Genomic DNA, 15,109 nt, shown 5'->3' on the forward strand with positions numbered 1-15,109 from the left:
GACCCGGCCCGGGGCGTCCGGGGCGGGGGTGCGACGCGGGCGGGTGCCGCGTCGCCGGTCAGCGGGAGGCGCCGGCGCGCCGCTTGTTGTAGACGTCGAAGGCCACGGCGACCAGCAGCACCAGCCCCTTGACCACCGACTGGATGGACTGGTCGACGCCCATGAGCTGCATGCCGTTGCTCATCACCGCCATGATCAGACCACCGACCATCGCGCCGACCACGGTGCCGACCCCGCCGGTGACCGCCGCCCCGCCGATGAACGCGGCGGCGATCGCGTCGAGTTCGAACATGTTGCCCGCAGCGGGCTGGGCGCCGTTGGAGCGCGAGGAGTAGATCACCCCGGCCACGGCCGCCAGGAAGCCCATGTTGACGAACATCCAGAAGTTGACCGTCCGCACCTTCACGCCGGACAGCATCGCCGCCGACAGGTTGCCGCCGATCGCGTAGACCTGCCGGCCGAAGACCGTACGCCGGGTGAGCAGGCCGTAGACCAGCACCAGCGCGGCCAGGATGATCAGGACGATCGGCAGGCCCCGGGCGTGCGCCAACTGCCAGGCGAAGTACATGATGACCGCGCCCACCAGCACCACCCGGGCCACGAACAGCGGGAACGACTCCACCGGCTGCTGGTAGCGCACCCGGGCCACCCGGGTGCGGAAACCGCTCACCGCGTACCCGGCCACCGCGACCGCGCCGATCAGCAGGGTGAACGCGTCGAAGCCCTCCCCACCGAGCAGGCCGTTGAGGAACCCGGCCGCGACCTGCTGGTAGTCGGCGGGGAACGGGGACAGCGAGATGTTGTCCAGCACCCGCAGGGTCAGACCCCGGAACAGCAGCATGCCGGCGAGCGTCACGATGAAGGCCGGGATGCCGGCGTACGCCACCCAGAAGCCGTGCCACGCGCCGACCGCGACCCCCACCGCCAGCGCGGCCAGGATGCCGACCCACCAGGGGAAGCCCTCCCGGATGACCAGCACGGCGGAGACCGCCCCGGTGAGCGCGACCACCGAACCCACCGACAGGTCGATGTGCCCGCCGATGATGATGATCACCATGCCGATCGCCAGCACCAGGATGTAGGAGTACTGGAGCACGATGTTGGTGATGTTGCCGGGGCTCAGCGACACCCCGTCGGTGAGCACGGCGAAGAGCCCCACGATGACGACCAGCGCGACGTAGATGCCGCTCTGCCGCAGGTTGTTCATGATCAGCGCGCGCAGGTCGCTGGTGCCGGCGTGCAGGGCGACGCCCGGGCTCTTCCCGGTGGGCGGCGGGGACGGCGGCGATGAGGTCTTGACGCTGGTCATCCCACGCGCTCCTTGTCCTTCGTCATCAGATCCATGAGGTTCTCCTGGGTCGCCTCGGCCACCGGCACCTGGCCGGTGATCCGGCCGGCGGCGAGGGTGTAGATGCGGTCGCACATGCCGAGCAGCTCCGGCAGCTCCGAGGAGATCAGGATCACCGCCTTGCCCGCGGCGACGAGCCGGTTGACGATCGTGTAGATCTCGAACTTCGCCCCGACGTCGATGCCCCGGGTCGGCTCGTCGAGGATCAGCACGTCCGGGTTGGTGAACAGCCACTTCGACAGGACGACCTTCTGCTGGTTGCCGCCGGAGAGCTTGCCCACCACGGCCATCACGCTTGTCGTCTTGATGTTCATGTCGCGTCGGCTCTGCTCGGCGACCTTGATCTCCTCGTTGCCGTTGACCCAGCCGAGGCGGGCCAGCCGGCCCAGCGCGGCGGCCGAGACGTTGCGCCGCACGTCGTCGATGAGGTTGAGACCGAAGCGCTTGCGGTCCTCGGTGACGTAGGCGATGCCGTGCTCGATGGCCTCGGCGACACTGTGCGCCCGGACCTCCCGGCCCCGCACGAACAGCCGGCCCCGCACGTCCCGGCCGTACGACCGGCCGAAGACGCTCATCGCCAGCTCGGTGCGCCCGGCGCCCATCAGCCCGGCGATGCCGACCACCTCACCGGCGCGGACGTCCAGGCTGACGTCGTCGACGACGAGCCGGTCCTGGGTGGGGTGGCGCACGCTCCAGTTCTCGATCCGCAGCACCTCCTCCCCCGGCGACGAGACCCGGTCGGGATAGAAGCTGTCGAGGTCCCGACCGACCATGCCCCGGATGATCCGCTCCTGGGTGACCTCGCCGGAGGCCAGGGAGAGCGTCTCCACGGTGCGCCCGTCCCGGATGACCGTGGTCGCGTCGGCGATCGCGGTGACCTCGTTGAGCTTGTGCGAGATCAGGATGCAGGTGATGCCCCGGTCGCGCAGCCGGCGCAGCAGGTCGAGCAGGTGGGCCGAGTCGATGTCGTTGAGCGCGGCGGTCGGCTCGTCCAGGATGAGCAGCCGGACCTTCTTGGACAGCGCCTTGGCGATCTCGACGAGCTGCTGCTTGCCGACGCCGAGCTGGATGACGGGGGTGACCGGGTTCTCGTGCAGACCCACCGAGGCCAGCAGGTCGGCGGCCTCGGCGTTGGCCCGGTTCCAGTCGATGAGGCCGCCCCGGCCGCGCCGCTCGTTGCCCAGGAAGATGTTCTCGGCGATCGACAGGTGCGGCACCAGGGCGAGTTCCTGGTGGATGATGACGACGCCCTGGGACTCGCTGTCGCGGATGCCCCGGAAGTGCACCGGCCTGCCGTCCAGCACGATCTCGCCGTCGTACGACCCGGTCGGGTGCACTCCGGAGAGCACCTTCATCAGGGTGGACTTGCCGGCGCCGTTCTCGCCGCAGATGGCGTGGATCTCCCCCCGGCGCACCGCGAGGGAGACGTCGGCCAGCGCGGTCACCCCGGGGAAGGTCTTCGTGATGCGTCGCATCTCGAGGATGGTGTCGTCCATGGTCAGCGTCCTGATCGTCGAAGCCTGAGGCGGGCTTGCGATGCGTCGGGCGCGGCGGCCGGTGACCGCCGCGCCCGACGACCGGCTTACTTCTTGGCCTGACCGGCGGCGACCTCGTCGGCCGACCAGTAACCGGAGTCGACGAGCACCTTGGTGATGTCGTCCTTGTAGACGGTCTCGATCGGCAGCAGGTACGACGGGACGACCTTGACCTTGTTGTTGTAGGTCTTGGTGTCGTTGGCCTGCGGCTCCTTGTCCTGCAGGAACGCCTCGGCCGCGATCACGGCCTGCTCGGCGAGCAGTCGGGTGTCCTTGAAGACGGTCGAGCTCTGCACCCCGTCGTTGATCAGCTTGACCGAGGCGATCTCGGCGTCCTGACCGGTCACCACGGGCAGCTTCTTGGCGCCCTTGCCGTAGCCGGCGTTCTGCAGGGCGGTGATGATGCCCCGGGAGATGCCGTCGTACGGCGACAGCACCCCGTTGACCACGGTGCCGTCGTTGTAGCCGGAGGTGAGCAGGTCCTCCATCCGCTTCTGCGCGGTCTCCTGCTGCCAGCGCAGGATCGCCGCCTGCTCGATGCGGGTCTGGCCGGACTTGACCTTCAGCGTGCCGTTGTCCATGAACGGCTTGAGGGTGTCCATCGCCCCGCCCCAGAAGTACTGGGTGTTGTTGTCGTCCAGCGAGCCGGCGAACAGCTCGACGTTGAAGGGGCCGGTCGCGGTGCCCTTGCCGCCGTCCTTGGTCTGCAGGCCGAGGCCGACCAGCAGGGCGGTCGCCTGGGCGACGCCGACCTTGTAGTTGTCGAAGCTGACGTAGAAGTCGACGTTCTTGTTGCCCAGCAGCAGCCGGTCGTAGGAGATGACCGGGATCTTCGCGGCGGCGGCGGCGTCCAACTGGCCGCTGAGCGCGGTGCCGTCGATGGCCGCGATGATCAGGACGTCCGCGCCCTGGGTGATCATCTGGTCGACCTGCTGGGACTGGGTGGGGATGTCGTCGCCGGCGTACTGGAGGTCGACCTTGTAGCCCTTGGCCTCCAGCTTCTCCTTGACCGCCTTGCCGTCGGCGATCCACCGCTCCGAGGTCTGGGTCGGCATGGAGACGCCGATGGTCAGGTCGGCGGGCTTCTTGTCGCTGGTGTCACCGCCGCTGCCGGCGCCCCCGCCGCTGCACGCGGCCAGGCTGAGCGCCAGTGCCGCGCCGCCGAGCGCGACCAGGAATTTCCTGCGCACAGGTTTCTCCTCTCCAGAACTCCCGCCGACTGCGGGGACCACCTGTCACCTTTCGGGGTAGTGTTAGCGCTCACATCGCCCCCGTCAACAGTCCCTCGGAAATCCGGACGTCACGGTCTCGTAACGGGGTCCACCGCGTCGTTCACCCGTCCGCCGGGTCCGACCGACCCCCGGGGCCCTGGCCAGCGAACCGGTTCGCCGCGCGTCCCCCGGCGTCCGACCACCGGGCCGCAGCCCCCGGCGGGATCGTCACGCCAGGTTTCCGACCTGTTACGACAGCTGCGCCAGCGCCACCGCCGTGGACCATGGCCGGGCTGGTCACCGGGGCCCTCCCGGTCGGCTGCACCGAGCACCCCGGCGGCGTTCGTCCCGCCCGGCCACCCCGCGCGTGCGGGCCCGATCCGTTCCGACGGTCGCCGCCGACGCGCCGGCCCGGCGCACGACCCGGCCGCCGGGTCGGCCCGACGGCGGACGGCAGCGCGCCCCGGGTGTCCCGTCGTCGGGACGCCCGGGGCGCGTGGTGTCGCGTCCGGCCGGTCAGTCGTCCAGGCAGGACCGCAGCGCGGCGGTCAGCAGGTTGGCGCGTTCGTCACCCGTGCCCTGCATCTGGTTCACCACGTAGCCGAAGCCGACCTGGTGGGCGTCGTCGCCGAAGCCGAGGTTGCCGCCCGCGCCGTCGTGGCCGAAGCTGCGCCCGGACAGCAGCGGCCGGGCCGGCGGGGAGTGCAGCAGGAAGCCGGTGCCCCAGCGCTGGCCGGTGTCCGGCGGGCCGTGCCGCTGCTGGCCCCGGGCCCGTACGACGGTCGCGTCGTCGACCGACGCCGGGTCGAGCACGGGCGGTCCCGCCACCGGCGACACGCAGGCGGCGTAGAGGCGGGCCAGCCCGTCGGCCGTGCTCACCGCGCCCGCGCCCGGGATGCCGGCGGCCTGGATGGCGGGGTCGTTGAAGCTGACCAGGCCGGCGTCGTCGGCGGGGAACGCGAACGCGCCGCCCATGGTGATCCCCCGGTCGGCCACCGGGTCGACGAACGGCTCCGCCTCGGGCGGCGGGGCGATGTTCCAGGCGACCGTGTCGCGCTCGGCGACCGGCAGCCCGAGCCAGGTACGCAGCCCCAGCGGCGTGGCCAGGGCGTCCCGGAAGAACACGCCGGGGAGCTGGCCGGTGATCCGGTGGATCACCTCGCCGATAAGCCAGCCGTAGGTCATCGGGTGGTAGCTGTGCGCGGTGCCCGGCTGCCACAGCGGGGCCTGGGCCTCGATCGCCGCGATCACCGGGTCCCAGGCGAGCACCTCGTCGAGGGTCAACGGGCAGTCGAGCGCGGGCAGGCCGGACTGGTGGGTGAGCAGCCAGCGCACCGGGATGTCGGCCTTGCCGTGCTGGCCGAACTCCGGCCAGTAGCGGGTGACCGGCGCGTCCAGGTCGAGTCGGCCCTGCTGCACCAACAGGTAGGCGCAGATCGCCAGGATGCCCTTGGTGCAGGAGTAGACGACGACCGGGGTGTGCGCCGTCCAGGGCCGGCCGGTGCGCGGGTCGGCGGTCCCGCCGTACAGGCCGACGACGCGGCGACCGCCGACGTAGACGGTGACCGCCGCGCCGACCTCCCCCCGGTCGGTGAAGTTGGCGCGGAAGACGTCGGCCACCCGCCCGTACCGTTCGTCGACGTCGCCGTGGATCTGCGGGGCCACTGCTATCCCTTCAGAGAGCCCTGGATCAGGGCCTTGATGAACTGACGCTGGAAGATCAGGAAGACGATCAGGGTCGGGGTCAGGATCAGCAGCGAGCCGGCGCACAGCAGCACCAGGTCGGTGCCCCACTGCCCCTGGAACGCCCCGAGCGCGCCCGCCATCGTCCGCTTGGCCGGGTCGTCGACCAGGACGATGGCCAGCAGGAACTGGTTCCACGTCCAGAGGAACATCAGGATGGTCAGCGACGCGATGGCCGGGCGGGCGAGCGGCACCTGGACCCGCCAGAACAGCTGCCAGGTGCTGCTGCCGTCGACCCGGGCCGCCTCGGACAGCTCGACCGGCACGTTGCTGAAGTGGGCCCGCATCCAGAACACCGCGAACGGCATGTAGAGGCCGATCAGCGGCAGGATGATCGCCCAGCGGGTGTTGAGCAGGCCGAGATCCTGCATCTGGTAGTACAGCGGAGTGACCACCGCCTCGAACGGCAGGGTCAGGCCGAGCAGCAGCAGGGCGAACACGATCCGGCCACCGGGGACCCGGAGCTGGCCCAGCCCGAAGCCGGCCATGGTGGCGATCAGCACCGAGACCGGCACCACCCCGGCCACGATGAGCAGGCTGGAGCGCAGCAGCGCGCCCATGTTCGCCACTGTGAAGGCGTCGGCGAAGTTGCCCCACTGCGGGTCCGACGGCCAGGCCAGGCCGCTGGGCACGGTACCCCGGGGCTGGAGCGCCGCGGAGAGCATGCTGACGAACGGCAGCAGGGTGACCACGACCAGGACGAGCAGGAAGACCCGGCCGGTCAGGTTCTCGCGCCGGCTGAGGTTCATGACTTGTCCCCCCGGGTCAGTCGCTGGATCGGCAGTACGCAGAGCACCACCAGCAGCATCAGCACGACGGCCAGCGCCGAGGCGAGACCGACCTGACGCTGCGAGAAGGCCAGCCGGTAGATCTCCAGGCCGGGCACGGTGGTCTGCAGGCCGGGGCCGCCGCTGGTGGAGATGTAGACGATGTCGAAGCTGGCCAGGGCGGCGATGATGGTCACCGTGAGGCAGACGCCGATCTCCTGCCGCAGGCTGGGCAGGGTGACGGCGAAGAACTCGCGGACCGGGCCGGCGCCGTCGAGGCGGGCCGCCTCGTACAGCGCGGGGTCGATCTTGCTCATGCCGGTGACCAGCAGGATCGTGCAGAGGCCGAGCAGGACCCAGGCGCCGATCACGCCGACGGCGGGCAGCGCGGTGTCGAAGTCGCCGAGCCAGGCGCGGGCCACCCCGCCCAGGCCGACCGCGCGCAGCACCTGGTTGACCAGCCCGTTGGACGACAGCAGCCAGCTCCACGCGATGCCCGCCGCGACCAGCGGGATGACCTGGGGCAGGAACAGCACCGTGCGGACGACGGTGCCGAACACGCCTGTGGTGATCCGGCGGACCAGGCTCGCCACCAGCAGGCCGAGCGCGACCGGGACGAAGCTGAAGAAGACGATCAGGACGAGCGCGTTTCCGATGATCTTCAGCAGGTCGCTGTCGGTGAACACGGTGAGGTAGTTGTCCAGCCCCGCCCAGCGGGCCACCCCGATGCCGTTCCAGTCGTAGAACGAGTACTGGATGGTCAGCGCGAGCGGGCGCAGCACGAACACCGCGTACATCAGCACGGCGGGCAGGACGAACAGCCAGCCCGTCCCGCCCGCGCGGGCCCACCGTTTCCGGGGGGCCCGCGCGGGCGACGGGCGGGTGGGACGGTCCGGCGACGGCGCCGTCCCACCCTGCCCGGTCGGTACGCTGCCGAGGGCAGACGTCATCGGGAGAGTTCCTTCGCGTACTCGGCCTGGACCGCCTTCACGTACCCCTCGGGGGTCTGCTGACCGGCGATCAGCTTCTGCATCTCGGGTGTGATCGCGGCGGCGAAGATGCCACCGGTGGCGTTGGCGGTGAAGTCCACCGCGCCGTTCTCCTCACCGAGCTGCTGCGACGCCTTCAGCGTCTCGGCCAGCACGGTGCCGGGGGCAGCGGCCGGCACGGGCAGGTCGCTCGGGCCACCCGGGCTGGAGCCGCCGATCCTGACGGCGATCTCGCGGGCGGTGGCGTTGGTGTGCGCCCAGTTCAGGAAGTACGCGGCGGCGTCGGGGTTCTTGGCCTTGGCGCCGATGCCGAAGGTGTTCGGGGCGGACATCGCCACGTGCTTGCCACCGGCCGACTCGGTCGGGAACAGGAAGAAGCCGACGTTGCCCGGCATCGTCTTGTCGAGGTTGGCCGACTCCCAGTCACCGTTGAACATGAACAGGCCGTTGTTCTTCTGGAACTCGCCCACCATGCTCGCGTAGTCCAGCGCGTTGGCGTCCTTGGGGAAGTAGCCGGCCTGGGCCCACTTCTGGATGGTCTGGGTGGCCTTGAGCGCGGCCGGGGTGTCGAACGTCGCGCCCGGCTTCTGGAAGATCCAGTCGGCCACCTGGGCCGGGTCGCCGAACTGGTTCTGCAACGCCTGGTGCGGGAAGTTGATGCCCGCGGTGTTCTTGTTGAACTGCATGATCGGCTGCACGCCGGCGGACTTGGCCTTGGCCAGCAGTTCCTCGAACTCGGCGATGGTGGCCGGCGGCTGGGTCATCCCGACCTGCTCGGCCAGCTTCTTGTTGTAGAACACCCCGGTGACGCTGTAGCCGAGGCCCATCCCCCACAGCGACCCGGTGCCCCGGGTGGTGCCGCCGTCGCCGACCCGTAGCTGCACCAGTTGGGAGGCGGGGAACTTGTCCCAGCCGTACGCGTCGAAGTAGGGGTCGAGGTTCTTGAGCAGGTCGTCCTTGACCAGGTCGACCATGGTGGGGAGCCGGATGATGTCGGGCGAGTTGTCCGAGGCCATCACCCGGGGCGCGTTCTCCACGATGACCGTGAACTGGTCCTCACGGATGTTGAACTTGACGTTCGGGTGCTGCTTGGTGAACTCGTCGGCCAGCGCCTTGGCCAGCGGGAAGCCGGTCTCGGCGTACATCTCCAGGGTGATCGGGTCGCTGCCCAGCTCGGTGCTGACGGTGGCGTCGCCGCCGGTGCGCGGCGCGTCGTCGGCCCCGGGGGCGCTGCACGCCGTGGCGGCCAGCCCCAACGCCAGCACGGGGGCCAGGAGCGCCGTCCGGCGGGAGAACCTTGCCAGTGGTGTAGCCAATTGAGGACTCCTCGACTCTTCCGTGCGTGCCCCGGCCGCGGTGCGGGCCGGGCCGGCGGGTCGTCACGGTGGGTGACCAGCCGCAACAGTACGTCGCCGTCGGCGAGCCGCCGTAGCACGCGTTGTCGTTACCGATGACCATGCCGAGGGTCACCGAGGGTGCCGCCCGACCTGCCAAAAGTAGCCGCTAAACTGATTTAGCAGAGCATGCGCGCGGCGACCTGAGCTGTCAAGGACCAAACGGCAACGGTCCGGAAACATCCGGTTCACGCTCGGCCACCCGCCCCACCGGCCGTCGCGGGTGGTGACCGACACACACCCGGGGTGACCGCCGGCACCGGGCCGGGCCGGACCACGCATCATGATGGGCGGGAGCGGCGGCCGCGACGCCGCCGGCGATTCGGAGGACTGATGGGCCGCAACAGAGCAACCCTGGCCGACGTCGCGCGGCGGGCCGGGCTGTCCAAGACCGCCGCGTCGATGGTCCTCAACGGCCGGGAGGGCACCCGGCTGTCGGCCGAGGCGCACCAGCGCGTCTTCGCCGCCGCCGAGGAGCTCGGCTACCGGCCCAACCTGGCGGCCCGCAGCCTGCGTACCCGCAAGACCGCCACCATCGCGTTCGTCTCCGACATCGTCGCCACCACCCGGTTCGCCGGCGGCCTCATCCGGGGCGCGCTCGACGCCGCCCGGGAGCGGGACCACGTGCTGCTCATCACCGAGACGCAGGGCGACGCCACCTTCGAGCAGTACGCCATCGAGGCGATGCTCGACCGGCAGGTCGACGGCGTGATCTACGCCGCGATGGCCACCCGCCGGCTGACCGTGCCCCCGGCCATCCTCGGCGGCCCGGTGGTGCTGCTCAACGCCACCAGCCCCGACGACCTGCCCTGCGTGCTCCCCGACGACGAGCGGGCCGGCCGTACGGTCACCACCGCCCTGCTCGACCACGGCCACCGGGACCGGATCGCGCTGATCGGCCGCAACCGGCTCAAGGAGGACGACGCCGAGGTCTCCCTCGCCGCACGCGCCCGGCTGCGCGGCGTCCAGCGGGCGCTCGACGACGCCGGGGTCGACCTGCTGACCGAGTGCTTCTGCGCCGAGTGGCTGCCCGAACACGGCTACGCCGCGATGCGGACGCTGCTGGGCCGACCGACCCGACCCACCGCGATCATCTGCATGAACGACCGGCTGGCCTTCGGCGCCTACCAGGCGCTCGCCGAGGCGGGGCTGACCGTCCCGGACGACATCTCGGTGGTCTCGTTCGACGACGACCCGATCGCCGCCTGGTTGCGCCCCGGCCTGTCCACCACCGCGCTGCCGCACGAGCAGATGGGTCGGCGGGCGGTCGAGATCCTGCTCGACGGCGGTGGGGCCGCGCCGTCGCTCGTGCCCATGCCCCTGCGCCGCCGCCGCTCCCTGGCCGCCCCGGCGGGATAGCCCTCCCCCACCGCCCGTCGACCACGCCAGCGCGGGTCGTCGCAGGAGGGCCGACCTGGCCGCTAAAACGATTTAGTGCTAGCTTCCCCGGCATGCTACGTCTACCCGACCACTGGGTGTGGGACAGCTGGTACGCCCGGGACGACACCGACCGGTGGCACGCGTTCTTCCTGCGCGCCTCCCGCGCCCTGCACGACCCGCACCGCCGGCACCGCCGCGCCACCATCGGCCATGCGGTCTCCACGGACCTGCGCACCTGGCAGCTCGTCGCCGACGCGATCGTGCCGGCCGACGCACCGAGCTGGGACGACCTCGCGACCTGGACGGGGTGCACGGTGCGCGGCCCGGACGGGCGGTGGTACCTGTTCTACACCGGGGTCGGTCGGGCCGAGGACGGGCTGGTGCAGCGGATCGGCCTGGCCGTCTCCGACGACCTGACCACCTGGCACCGGCACGGCACCGGGCCGCTGGTCGAGGCCGACCCCACCTGGTACGAGCTGCTCGACCGGAACCTCTGGTACGAGCAGGCCTGGCGTGACCCGTGGGTGTTCCCCGACCCGGACGGCGACGGATGGCACATGCTCGTCACCGCCCGGGTGAACACCGGCCCGACCGAGGCCCGGGGCGTCGTCGGGCACGCCACCTCACCGGACCTGCTGCACTGGACCGTGCAGCCGCCGCTGTCGGTGCCCGCCGGGTTCGGGCACCTGGAGGTGCCGCAGGTCGCCGTCGTGGACGGGCAACCCCTGCTGCTGTTCTCCACCGACGCCGCCGGCACCCGCCGCGACGGCCACCGGATCTGGGCGGTCGAGGGGCACGACGTACGCGGCCCGTGGGACATCGCCGCGGCCCACCCGTTCCCGCACCCGCACCTGTACGCGCCCCGGCTGGTCGCCGGCCCCACCGGCGACTGGTCCCTGATCGGGTTCCTCGACCACGTCGACGGGGAGTTCGTCGGCGCGCTGACCGACCCGATCCCGGTCCGCTACCGGGCCTCCACCGGGCTGACCCCGGTCGGCACGCCCGCCGCCACCGCGGCCGGCTGAGGATCTCCGACCACCGCCCGGTCGTCCGTCCGGGCGGGACGACGCCCACCGCCACGTCGACGGGGCGTCGGACGACCGGGCCCGGACGGTGCCCGCACCACACCGTCCGGGTCCGGCAACCACCGGTCGTCGGCCACCCGGGGTGCCGGGTGGCCTTCGACGTCGCGGTCAGATCCGGTTCCACCGCTGGTTGGCCGCTCCGGTGCAGGTCCACAGGAGCACGGTGGTGCCGTTGGCCGTGCCGTTGTTGTTCACGTCGAGGCACAGGCCGGACTGCACGTTGCTGATCGTGCCGTTGGAGTTGAACGTCCACTGCTGGTTGGTGCCGCCGTTGCAGTCCCAGATCTGGGCCTTGGCGCCGGCGGTGGCGTTGAGCGGCGCGTCCAGGCACTTGCCGAGGGCCTGGAGGGTCTGGCCGTTGGCCGTCCAGCGCTGGTTGGCCGCCCCGTTGCAGTCCCAGATCACCGGCTGGGTGCCGTTGGCGGTGTTGCTCTGCGGCACGTCCAGGCAGCGCCCCGAGGAGACGCTGGACAGCGCGTTCGCCGTGGACGGCGGCGGCGTCGTCGGCGGGGCGGTCCCACCGCCGCTGACCCGGTAGACCACCGTGCCGTGCGACGGCACGCTGGCCGAGATGGTGCCGGTGCTGGTGGTGCTGGCGTTGGTCCAGGCGTCGACCAGGGTGAAGGAGGACCCGGACTTGCCGATGGCGGCGGCGGTGGTGGTGATGGTGGTGGTGGAGCTGCCCTGGTTGAACAGGGCGACGGCGGTGTCGCCGTTGGCGAGTCGTTTGGCGAGGATTCGGCGGGTGCCGTCGAAGGAGACCTGGCTGGCTTGGAGGGCGAGGGGGTCTTGGCTGATGGCGATGAGGTTGGCGTTTTTGAGGATGGTTTGGGTTGCGGTGTTCATGGTGCGGAGGTCGTTGCCGGCGATGAGGGGTGAGGCGAGGATGGCCCAGAGGGCGAAGTGGGAGCGCATTTCGGTGTCGGTCATGCCGCCGCGGCCGACTTCCATCATGTCCATGTCGTTGAAGGCGCCGGGTTTGGCGCGGGCGGCGAGGGGGACGGTGACGTCGATGATGTTTTGGATGCCCATGGGGTAGCCGTTGGTTTGGCCGCTGTTCCAGGTGTTGGTGATGTCTTCGGTGGTGCGCCACATGTTGGAGACGTCGCCCCAGTCGCGTTGGGGTCCGGTTTTGGAGTGGATGCTGTTGGAGTTGATGCTCAGGACGATGGGTCGGCCGGCGGCGGCGAGGCCGTCGCGCATTTTGGCGAAGGCGCGGACCTGGTCGTCGATGGTGCCGGTGGGTGAGCACCAGTCGTATTTGAGGTAGTCGACGCCCCAGTTGGCGAACTGGCGGGCGTCTTGTGCTTCGCGGCCTTGGCTGCCGGTGGCGCCGGGGTAGGAGTTGAAGTATTGGGCGCAGGTTTTGTCGAGGGGGGCTTGGTAGATGCCGAATTTGAGGCCGCGGGCGTGGATGTAGTCGCCGAGGGCTTTCATGCCGGAGGGGAAGCGGGTGGGGTCGCCCTGGAGGTTGCCGGCGGAGTCGCGGTTGGGGTTCATCCAGCAGTCGTCGACGACGACGTACTGGTAGCCGGCGTCTTTCATGCCGGAGCTGACCATGGCGTCGGTCATCTGCCGGATCAACGCCTCGTTGATGTTGCAGCCGAACGTGTTCCAGCTGTTCCACCCCATCGGCGGCGTCCGCGCCACACCGTTGTCCAACGCCTGCGCCATCGGGGCGCGTACGCCCACCAGGACGCCGGCCAGGAGCAGGCCGGCCGCTGCCGCCCGCCCCCAGCTCCGGGCTCGCACGAGTCGCTTCACGAGGTCTCCAATCAGTGGCGCCGCCCCGGCCGGGGCCCCGTCGGACGCGGGAAGCCGTCCGCTCGACCACCCGGTGTGAGCGCTAACAATGGCCCCCCATGTTACGGAAGCGTTTCGGGCTATTCAACCACTTGCATGCATCGATCAATATCCGGCCGGCCCGCCGACGGCCGGCCCGCCACAGTCGGCGGCGGGGCGGCGACGGTCGACGGCGGGCGGGCCGAGCGCACCGGGCGGACGTCGGGCCGGTGGACGCGGGAACGCCGCGCTCATGGAGCCATCATGGAGCCATCCGGTACCGCCGATATCGAATACCATGGCTCCATGCCAGTTGGCTCCACGCCCGGTCGACGGGCCCGTGGTGAGATCGAGAAGCTGCCCAGCGGCTCCCTGCGGGTGCGGGTGTACGCCGGCATCGACCCGGTGTCCGGGCGGCGGCGCTACCTCACCGAGACGGTGCCCGCCGGGCCGGTCGCCGCGCGGCACGCCGAATCCGTCCGCAGTCGACTGCTCGACACGGTACGACGACAGCACGGCCGTCCGCCAGCACCGCGCACGCCGGCCGACGACGTCCGCCCGGCCCCGGCCGACCCCACCCCCGGCGCGCCCGCCCCCGCACCCACCACGGCGACCGGCACGCCGGCCGGTCGGGCGACGGGACCGCAGCGGCGCGGCCGCAGACGGGGCGAACCCACGCTGACCACCATCGCCCGGCTGGCGGACGTGTCGCCCCCCACCGTGTCGAAGGTCCTCAACGGCCGCTCGGGGGTCGCGGCGGAGACCCGCGCCCGGGTGGAGGCGCTGCTGCGCGAACACGGCTACCGCCGGCCGGAACTGGGCACCCCGCACGCCAGTGTCGAGGTGGTCTTCTACGGCATGCAGAGCAACCTGGCAGTGATGATCATGCAGGGGGTGCAGCAGGTCGCCGGTGCGCACCGGTTCGCCGTCGGCTTCACCGACGCCCGCCGGCAGGTCTCGGAGGGGCGGTTCTGGGCCCGCGACCTGCTGGCCCGCCGCCCGACCGGGGTGATCGCGGTCCACCTCGGCTTCACCTCCGAACAACACGCCCTGCTGGCGGCGAGCGGGATCCCGCTGGTGGTCCTCGACCCCACCGGGGAGCCGCCGCTGCATTCCGTCCCGTCGGTGACCTCGACCAACTGGAGCGGTGGCTTCGAGGCCGCCCGCCACCTGCTCGACCTCGGCCACCGTCGGATCGGGGTGATCTCCGGACCGACCGAACGGCTCTGCGCCAAGGCCCGGCTGGACGGCGCGCGGGCGGCCCTGGAGGCGGCCGGCGTCGGACTACCCGCGCGCTGGCTGCGCCACGGCCACTGGTTCTCCTTCGAGGACGGCCTCAACCACGGCCAGGAACTGCTCCGGCAGGACCCGGCCCCGACGGCGATCGTGTGCGGCAACGACCTGCAGGCCCTCGGGGTCTACGAGGCGGCCCGGCTGGCCGAACGGCGGATTCCCCGGGACCTCAGCGTGGTCGGCTTCGACGACATCCCGTACACCATGTTCTGCGGACCGCCGATGACCTCGGTGCGGCAGCCGTTGGTCGAGATGGGCGCCGCGGCGGCCCGGATGGTGCTGACCCTGGCCGCCGACAAGAGCCTCGCCCAGACCCGGGTGGAGCTGGCGACCACGCTGGTGGTGCGGGACAGCACCGCCGTCGCGTACGACCACTGACCCGCCCGGGGCGGGCTGCACCGGATCGCGGAAACCTGTCCTTGTCGTTACCGAACCGTTTCGAGTAGCATCCGACTCGATCGATGCGGCAGGTCGTCGCGGCGCGGTCCCACCACCGTCGACGCGCCCCCGCCACCCCGATCGGGGACACGCTCCACCACAGGTCGGCCGGCCCGGCAGACGCGGGCCGGGCACCAGCGAGGA

The 15,109-nt window shown here is 71.1% G+C and carries 12 protein-coding genes; 3 read left to right on the forward strand and 9 right to left on the reverse strand.

The window, feature by feature from the left end:
- Nucleotides 1-58: 58 nt before the first annotated feature.
- The 7 genes from mmsB to ACN268_RS08480 form a co-directional block, all read right to left on the reverse strand.
- Nucleotides 59-1,309 (reverse strand): multiple monosaccharide ABC transporter permease, encoded by a 1,251-nt coding sequence (gene mmsB, locus ACN268_RS08450; RefSeq protein ID WP_421482577.1) that lies wholly within the window; start codon nt 1,307-1,309, stop codon nt 59-61.
- Nucleotides 1,306-2,844, reverse strand: coding sequence for a multiple monosaccharide ABC transporter ATP-binding protein (mmsA, locus tag ACN268_RS08455; protein ID WP_421482578.1), 1,539 nt, complete (start codon nt 2,842-2,844; stop codon nt 1,306-1,308). The genes mmsB and mmsA overlap by 4 nt, the downstream gene beginning before the upstream one ends.
- Nucleotides 2,845-2,930: 86 nt before the next feature.
- Nucleotides 2,931-4,073, reverse strand: a complete 1,143-nt coding sequence (chvE, locus tag ACN268_RS08460) for a multiple monosaccharide ABC transporter substrate-binding protein (RefSeq protein ID WP_363658662.1) — start codon at nt 4,071-4,073, stop codon at nt 2,931-2,933.
- A 537-nt stretch (nt 4,074-4,610) separates the two neighbouring features.
- Complete coding sequence (locus ACN268_RS08465; protein WP_421482579.1) at nt 4,611-5,759, reverse strand: serine hydrolase domain-containing protein; 1,149 nt, start codon at nt 5,757-5,759, stop codon at nt 4,611-4,613.
- A gap of 2 nt (nt 5,760-5,761) precedes the next feature.
- The gene (locus ACN268_RS08470; RefSeq protein WP_088646293.1) at nt 5,762-6,586 is read right to left on the reverse strand and encodes a carbohydrate ABC transporter permease; all 825 of its coding nucleotides are present in this window, start codon (nt 6,584-6,586) and stop codon (nt 5,762-5,764) included.
- A complete protein-coding gene (locus ACN268_RS08475; protein WP_421482581.1) occupies nt 6,583-7,554 on the reverse strand; it encodes a carbohydrate ABC transporter permease in 972 nt (323 codons plus the stop codon). Before ACN268_RS08475 ends, ACN268_RS08470 begins: the two co-directional genes overlap by 4 nt.
- Nucleotides 7,551-8,909 carry an ABC transporter substrate-binding protein gene (locus ACN268_RS08480; protein WP_421482582.1) on the reverse strand — a complete coding sequence of 453 codons (1,359 nt, stop codon included), beginning with the start codon at nt 8,907-8,909 and terminating at the stop codon, nt 7,551-7,553. The genes ACN268_RS08475 and ACN268_RS08480 overlap by 4 nt, the downstream gene beginning before the upstream one ends.
- Before the next feature lie 411 nt (nt 8,910-9,320).
- Here ACN268_RS08480 and ACN268_RS08485 point away from each other — a divergent pair, with 411 nt between their 5' ends.
- Nucleotides 9,321-10,346: a LacI family DNA-binding transcriptional regulator gene (locus tag ACN268_RS08485; protein ID WP_421482583.1), complete on the forward strand. Its 1,026-nt coding sequence runs from the start codon at nt 9,321-9,323 to the stop codon at nt 10,344-10,346.
- Between the two features lie 92 nt (nt 10,347-10,438).
- Complete coding sequence (locus tag ACN268_RS08490; RefSeq protein ID WP_421482585.1) at nt 10,439-11,392, forward strand: family 43 glycosylhydrolase; 954 nt, start codon at nt 10,439-10,441, stop codon at nt 11,390-11,392.
- Nucleotides 11,393-11,560: 168 nt separating this feature from the next.
- On the opposite strand, the gene ACN268_RS08495 is transcribed toward ACN268_RS08490, so the two are convergent.
- Together ACN268_RS08495 and ACN268_RS08500 are read right to left on the reverse strand one after the other, a co-directional pair.
- Nucleotides 11,561-13,126, reverse strand: coding sequence for a glycoside hydrolase family 27 protein (locus ACN268_RS08495; RefSeq protein WP_421486845.1), 1,566 nt, complete (start codon nt 13,124-13,126; stop codon nt 11,561-11,563).
- A gap of 234 nt (nt 13,127-13,360) precedes the next feature.
- Entirely contained in the window at nt 13,361-13,489 is a 129-nt protein-coding gene (locus ACN268_RS08500; RefSeq protein ID WP_421482586.1) for a hypothetical protein, read from the reverse strand.
- Nucleotides 13,490-13,540: 51 nt separating this feature from the next.
- On the opposite strand from ACN268_RS08500, the gene ACN268_RS08505 reads away from it, so the two are divergent.
- The gene (locus ACN268_RS08505) at nt 13,541-14,905 is read left to right on the forward strand and encodes a LacI family DNA-binding transcriptional regulator (RefSeq protein WP_421482587.1); all 1,365 of its coding nucleotides are present in this window, start codon (nt 13,541-13,543) and stop codon (nt 14,903-14,905) included.
- Nucleotides 14,906-15,109 lie beyond the last annotated feature (204 nt).

This window comes from Micromonospora sp. WMMD735 (assembly GCF_049178995.1).
GTDB classification, from domain to species: domain Bacteria; phylum Actinomycetota; class Actinomycetes; order Mycobacteriales; family Micromonosporaceae; genus Micromonospora; species Micromonospora wenchangensis.

Excerpts from the sequence above, each read along its gene's own strand:
- ACN268_RS08500 (WP_421482586.1), bottom strand. The coding sequence starts at position 13,489 with ATGAGCGCGGCGTTCCCGCGTCCACCGGCCCGACGTCCGCCCGGTGCG.
- mmsB (WP_421482577.1), bottom strand. The coding sequence starts at position 1,309 with ATGACCAGCGTCAAGACCTCATCGCCGCCGTCCCCGCCGCCCACCGGG.
- ACN268_RS08495 (WP_421486845.1), bottom strand. The coding sequence starts at position 13,126 with ATGGCGCAGGCGTTGGACAACGGTGTGGCGCGGACGCCGCCGATGGGG.
- mmsA (WP_421482578.1), bottom strand. The coding sequence starts at position 2,844 with ATGGACGACACCATCCTCGAGATGCGACGCATCACGAAGACCTTCCCC.
- ACN268_RS08505 (WP_421482587.1), top strand. The coding sequence starts at position 13,541 with ATGCCAGTTGGCTCCACGCCCGGTCGACGGGCCCGTGGTGAGATCGAG.
- ACN268_RS08475 (WP_421482581.1), bottom strand. The coding sequence starts at position 7,554 with ATGACGTCTGCCCTCGGCAGCGTACCGACCGGGCAGGGTGGGACGGCG.
- ACN268_RS08470 (WP_088646293.1), bottom strand. The coding sequence starts at position 6,586 with ATGAACCTCAGCCGGCGCGAGAACCTGACCGGCCGGGTCTTCCTGCTC.
- ACN268_RS08485 (WP_421482583.1), top strand. The coding sequence starts at position 9,321 with ATGGGCCGCAACAGAGCAACCCTGGCCGACGTCGCGCGGCGGGCCGGG.
- ACN268_RS08490 (WP_421482585.1), top strand. The coding sequence starts at position 10,439 with ATGCTACGTCTACCCGACCACTGGGTGTGGGACAGCTGGTACGCCCGG.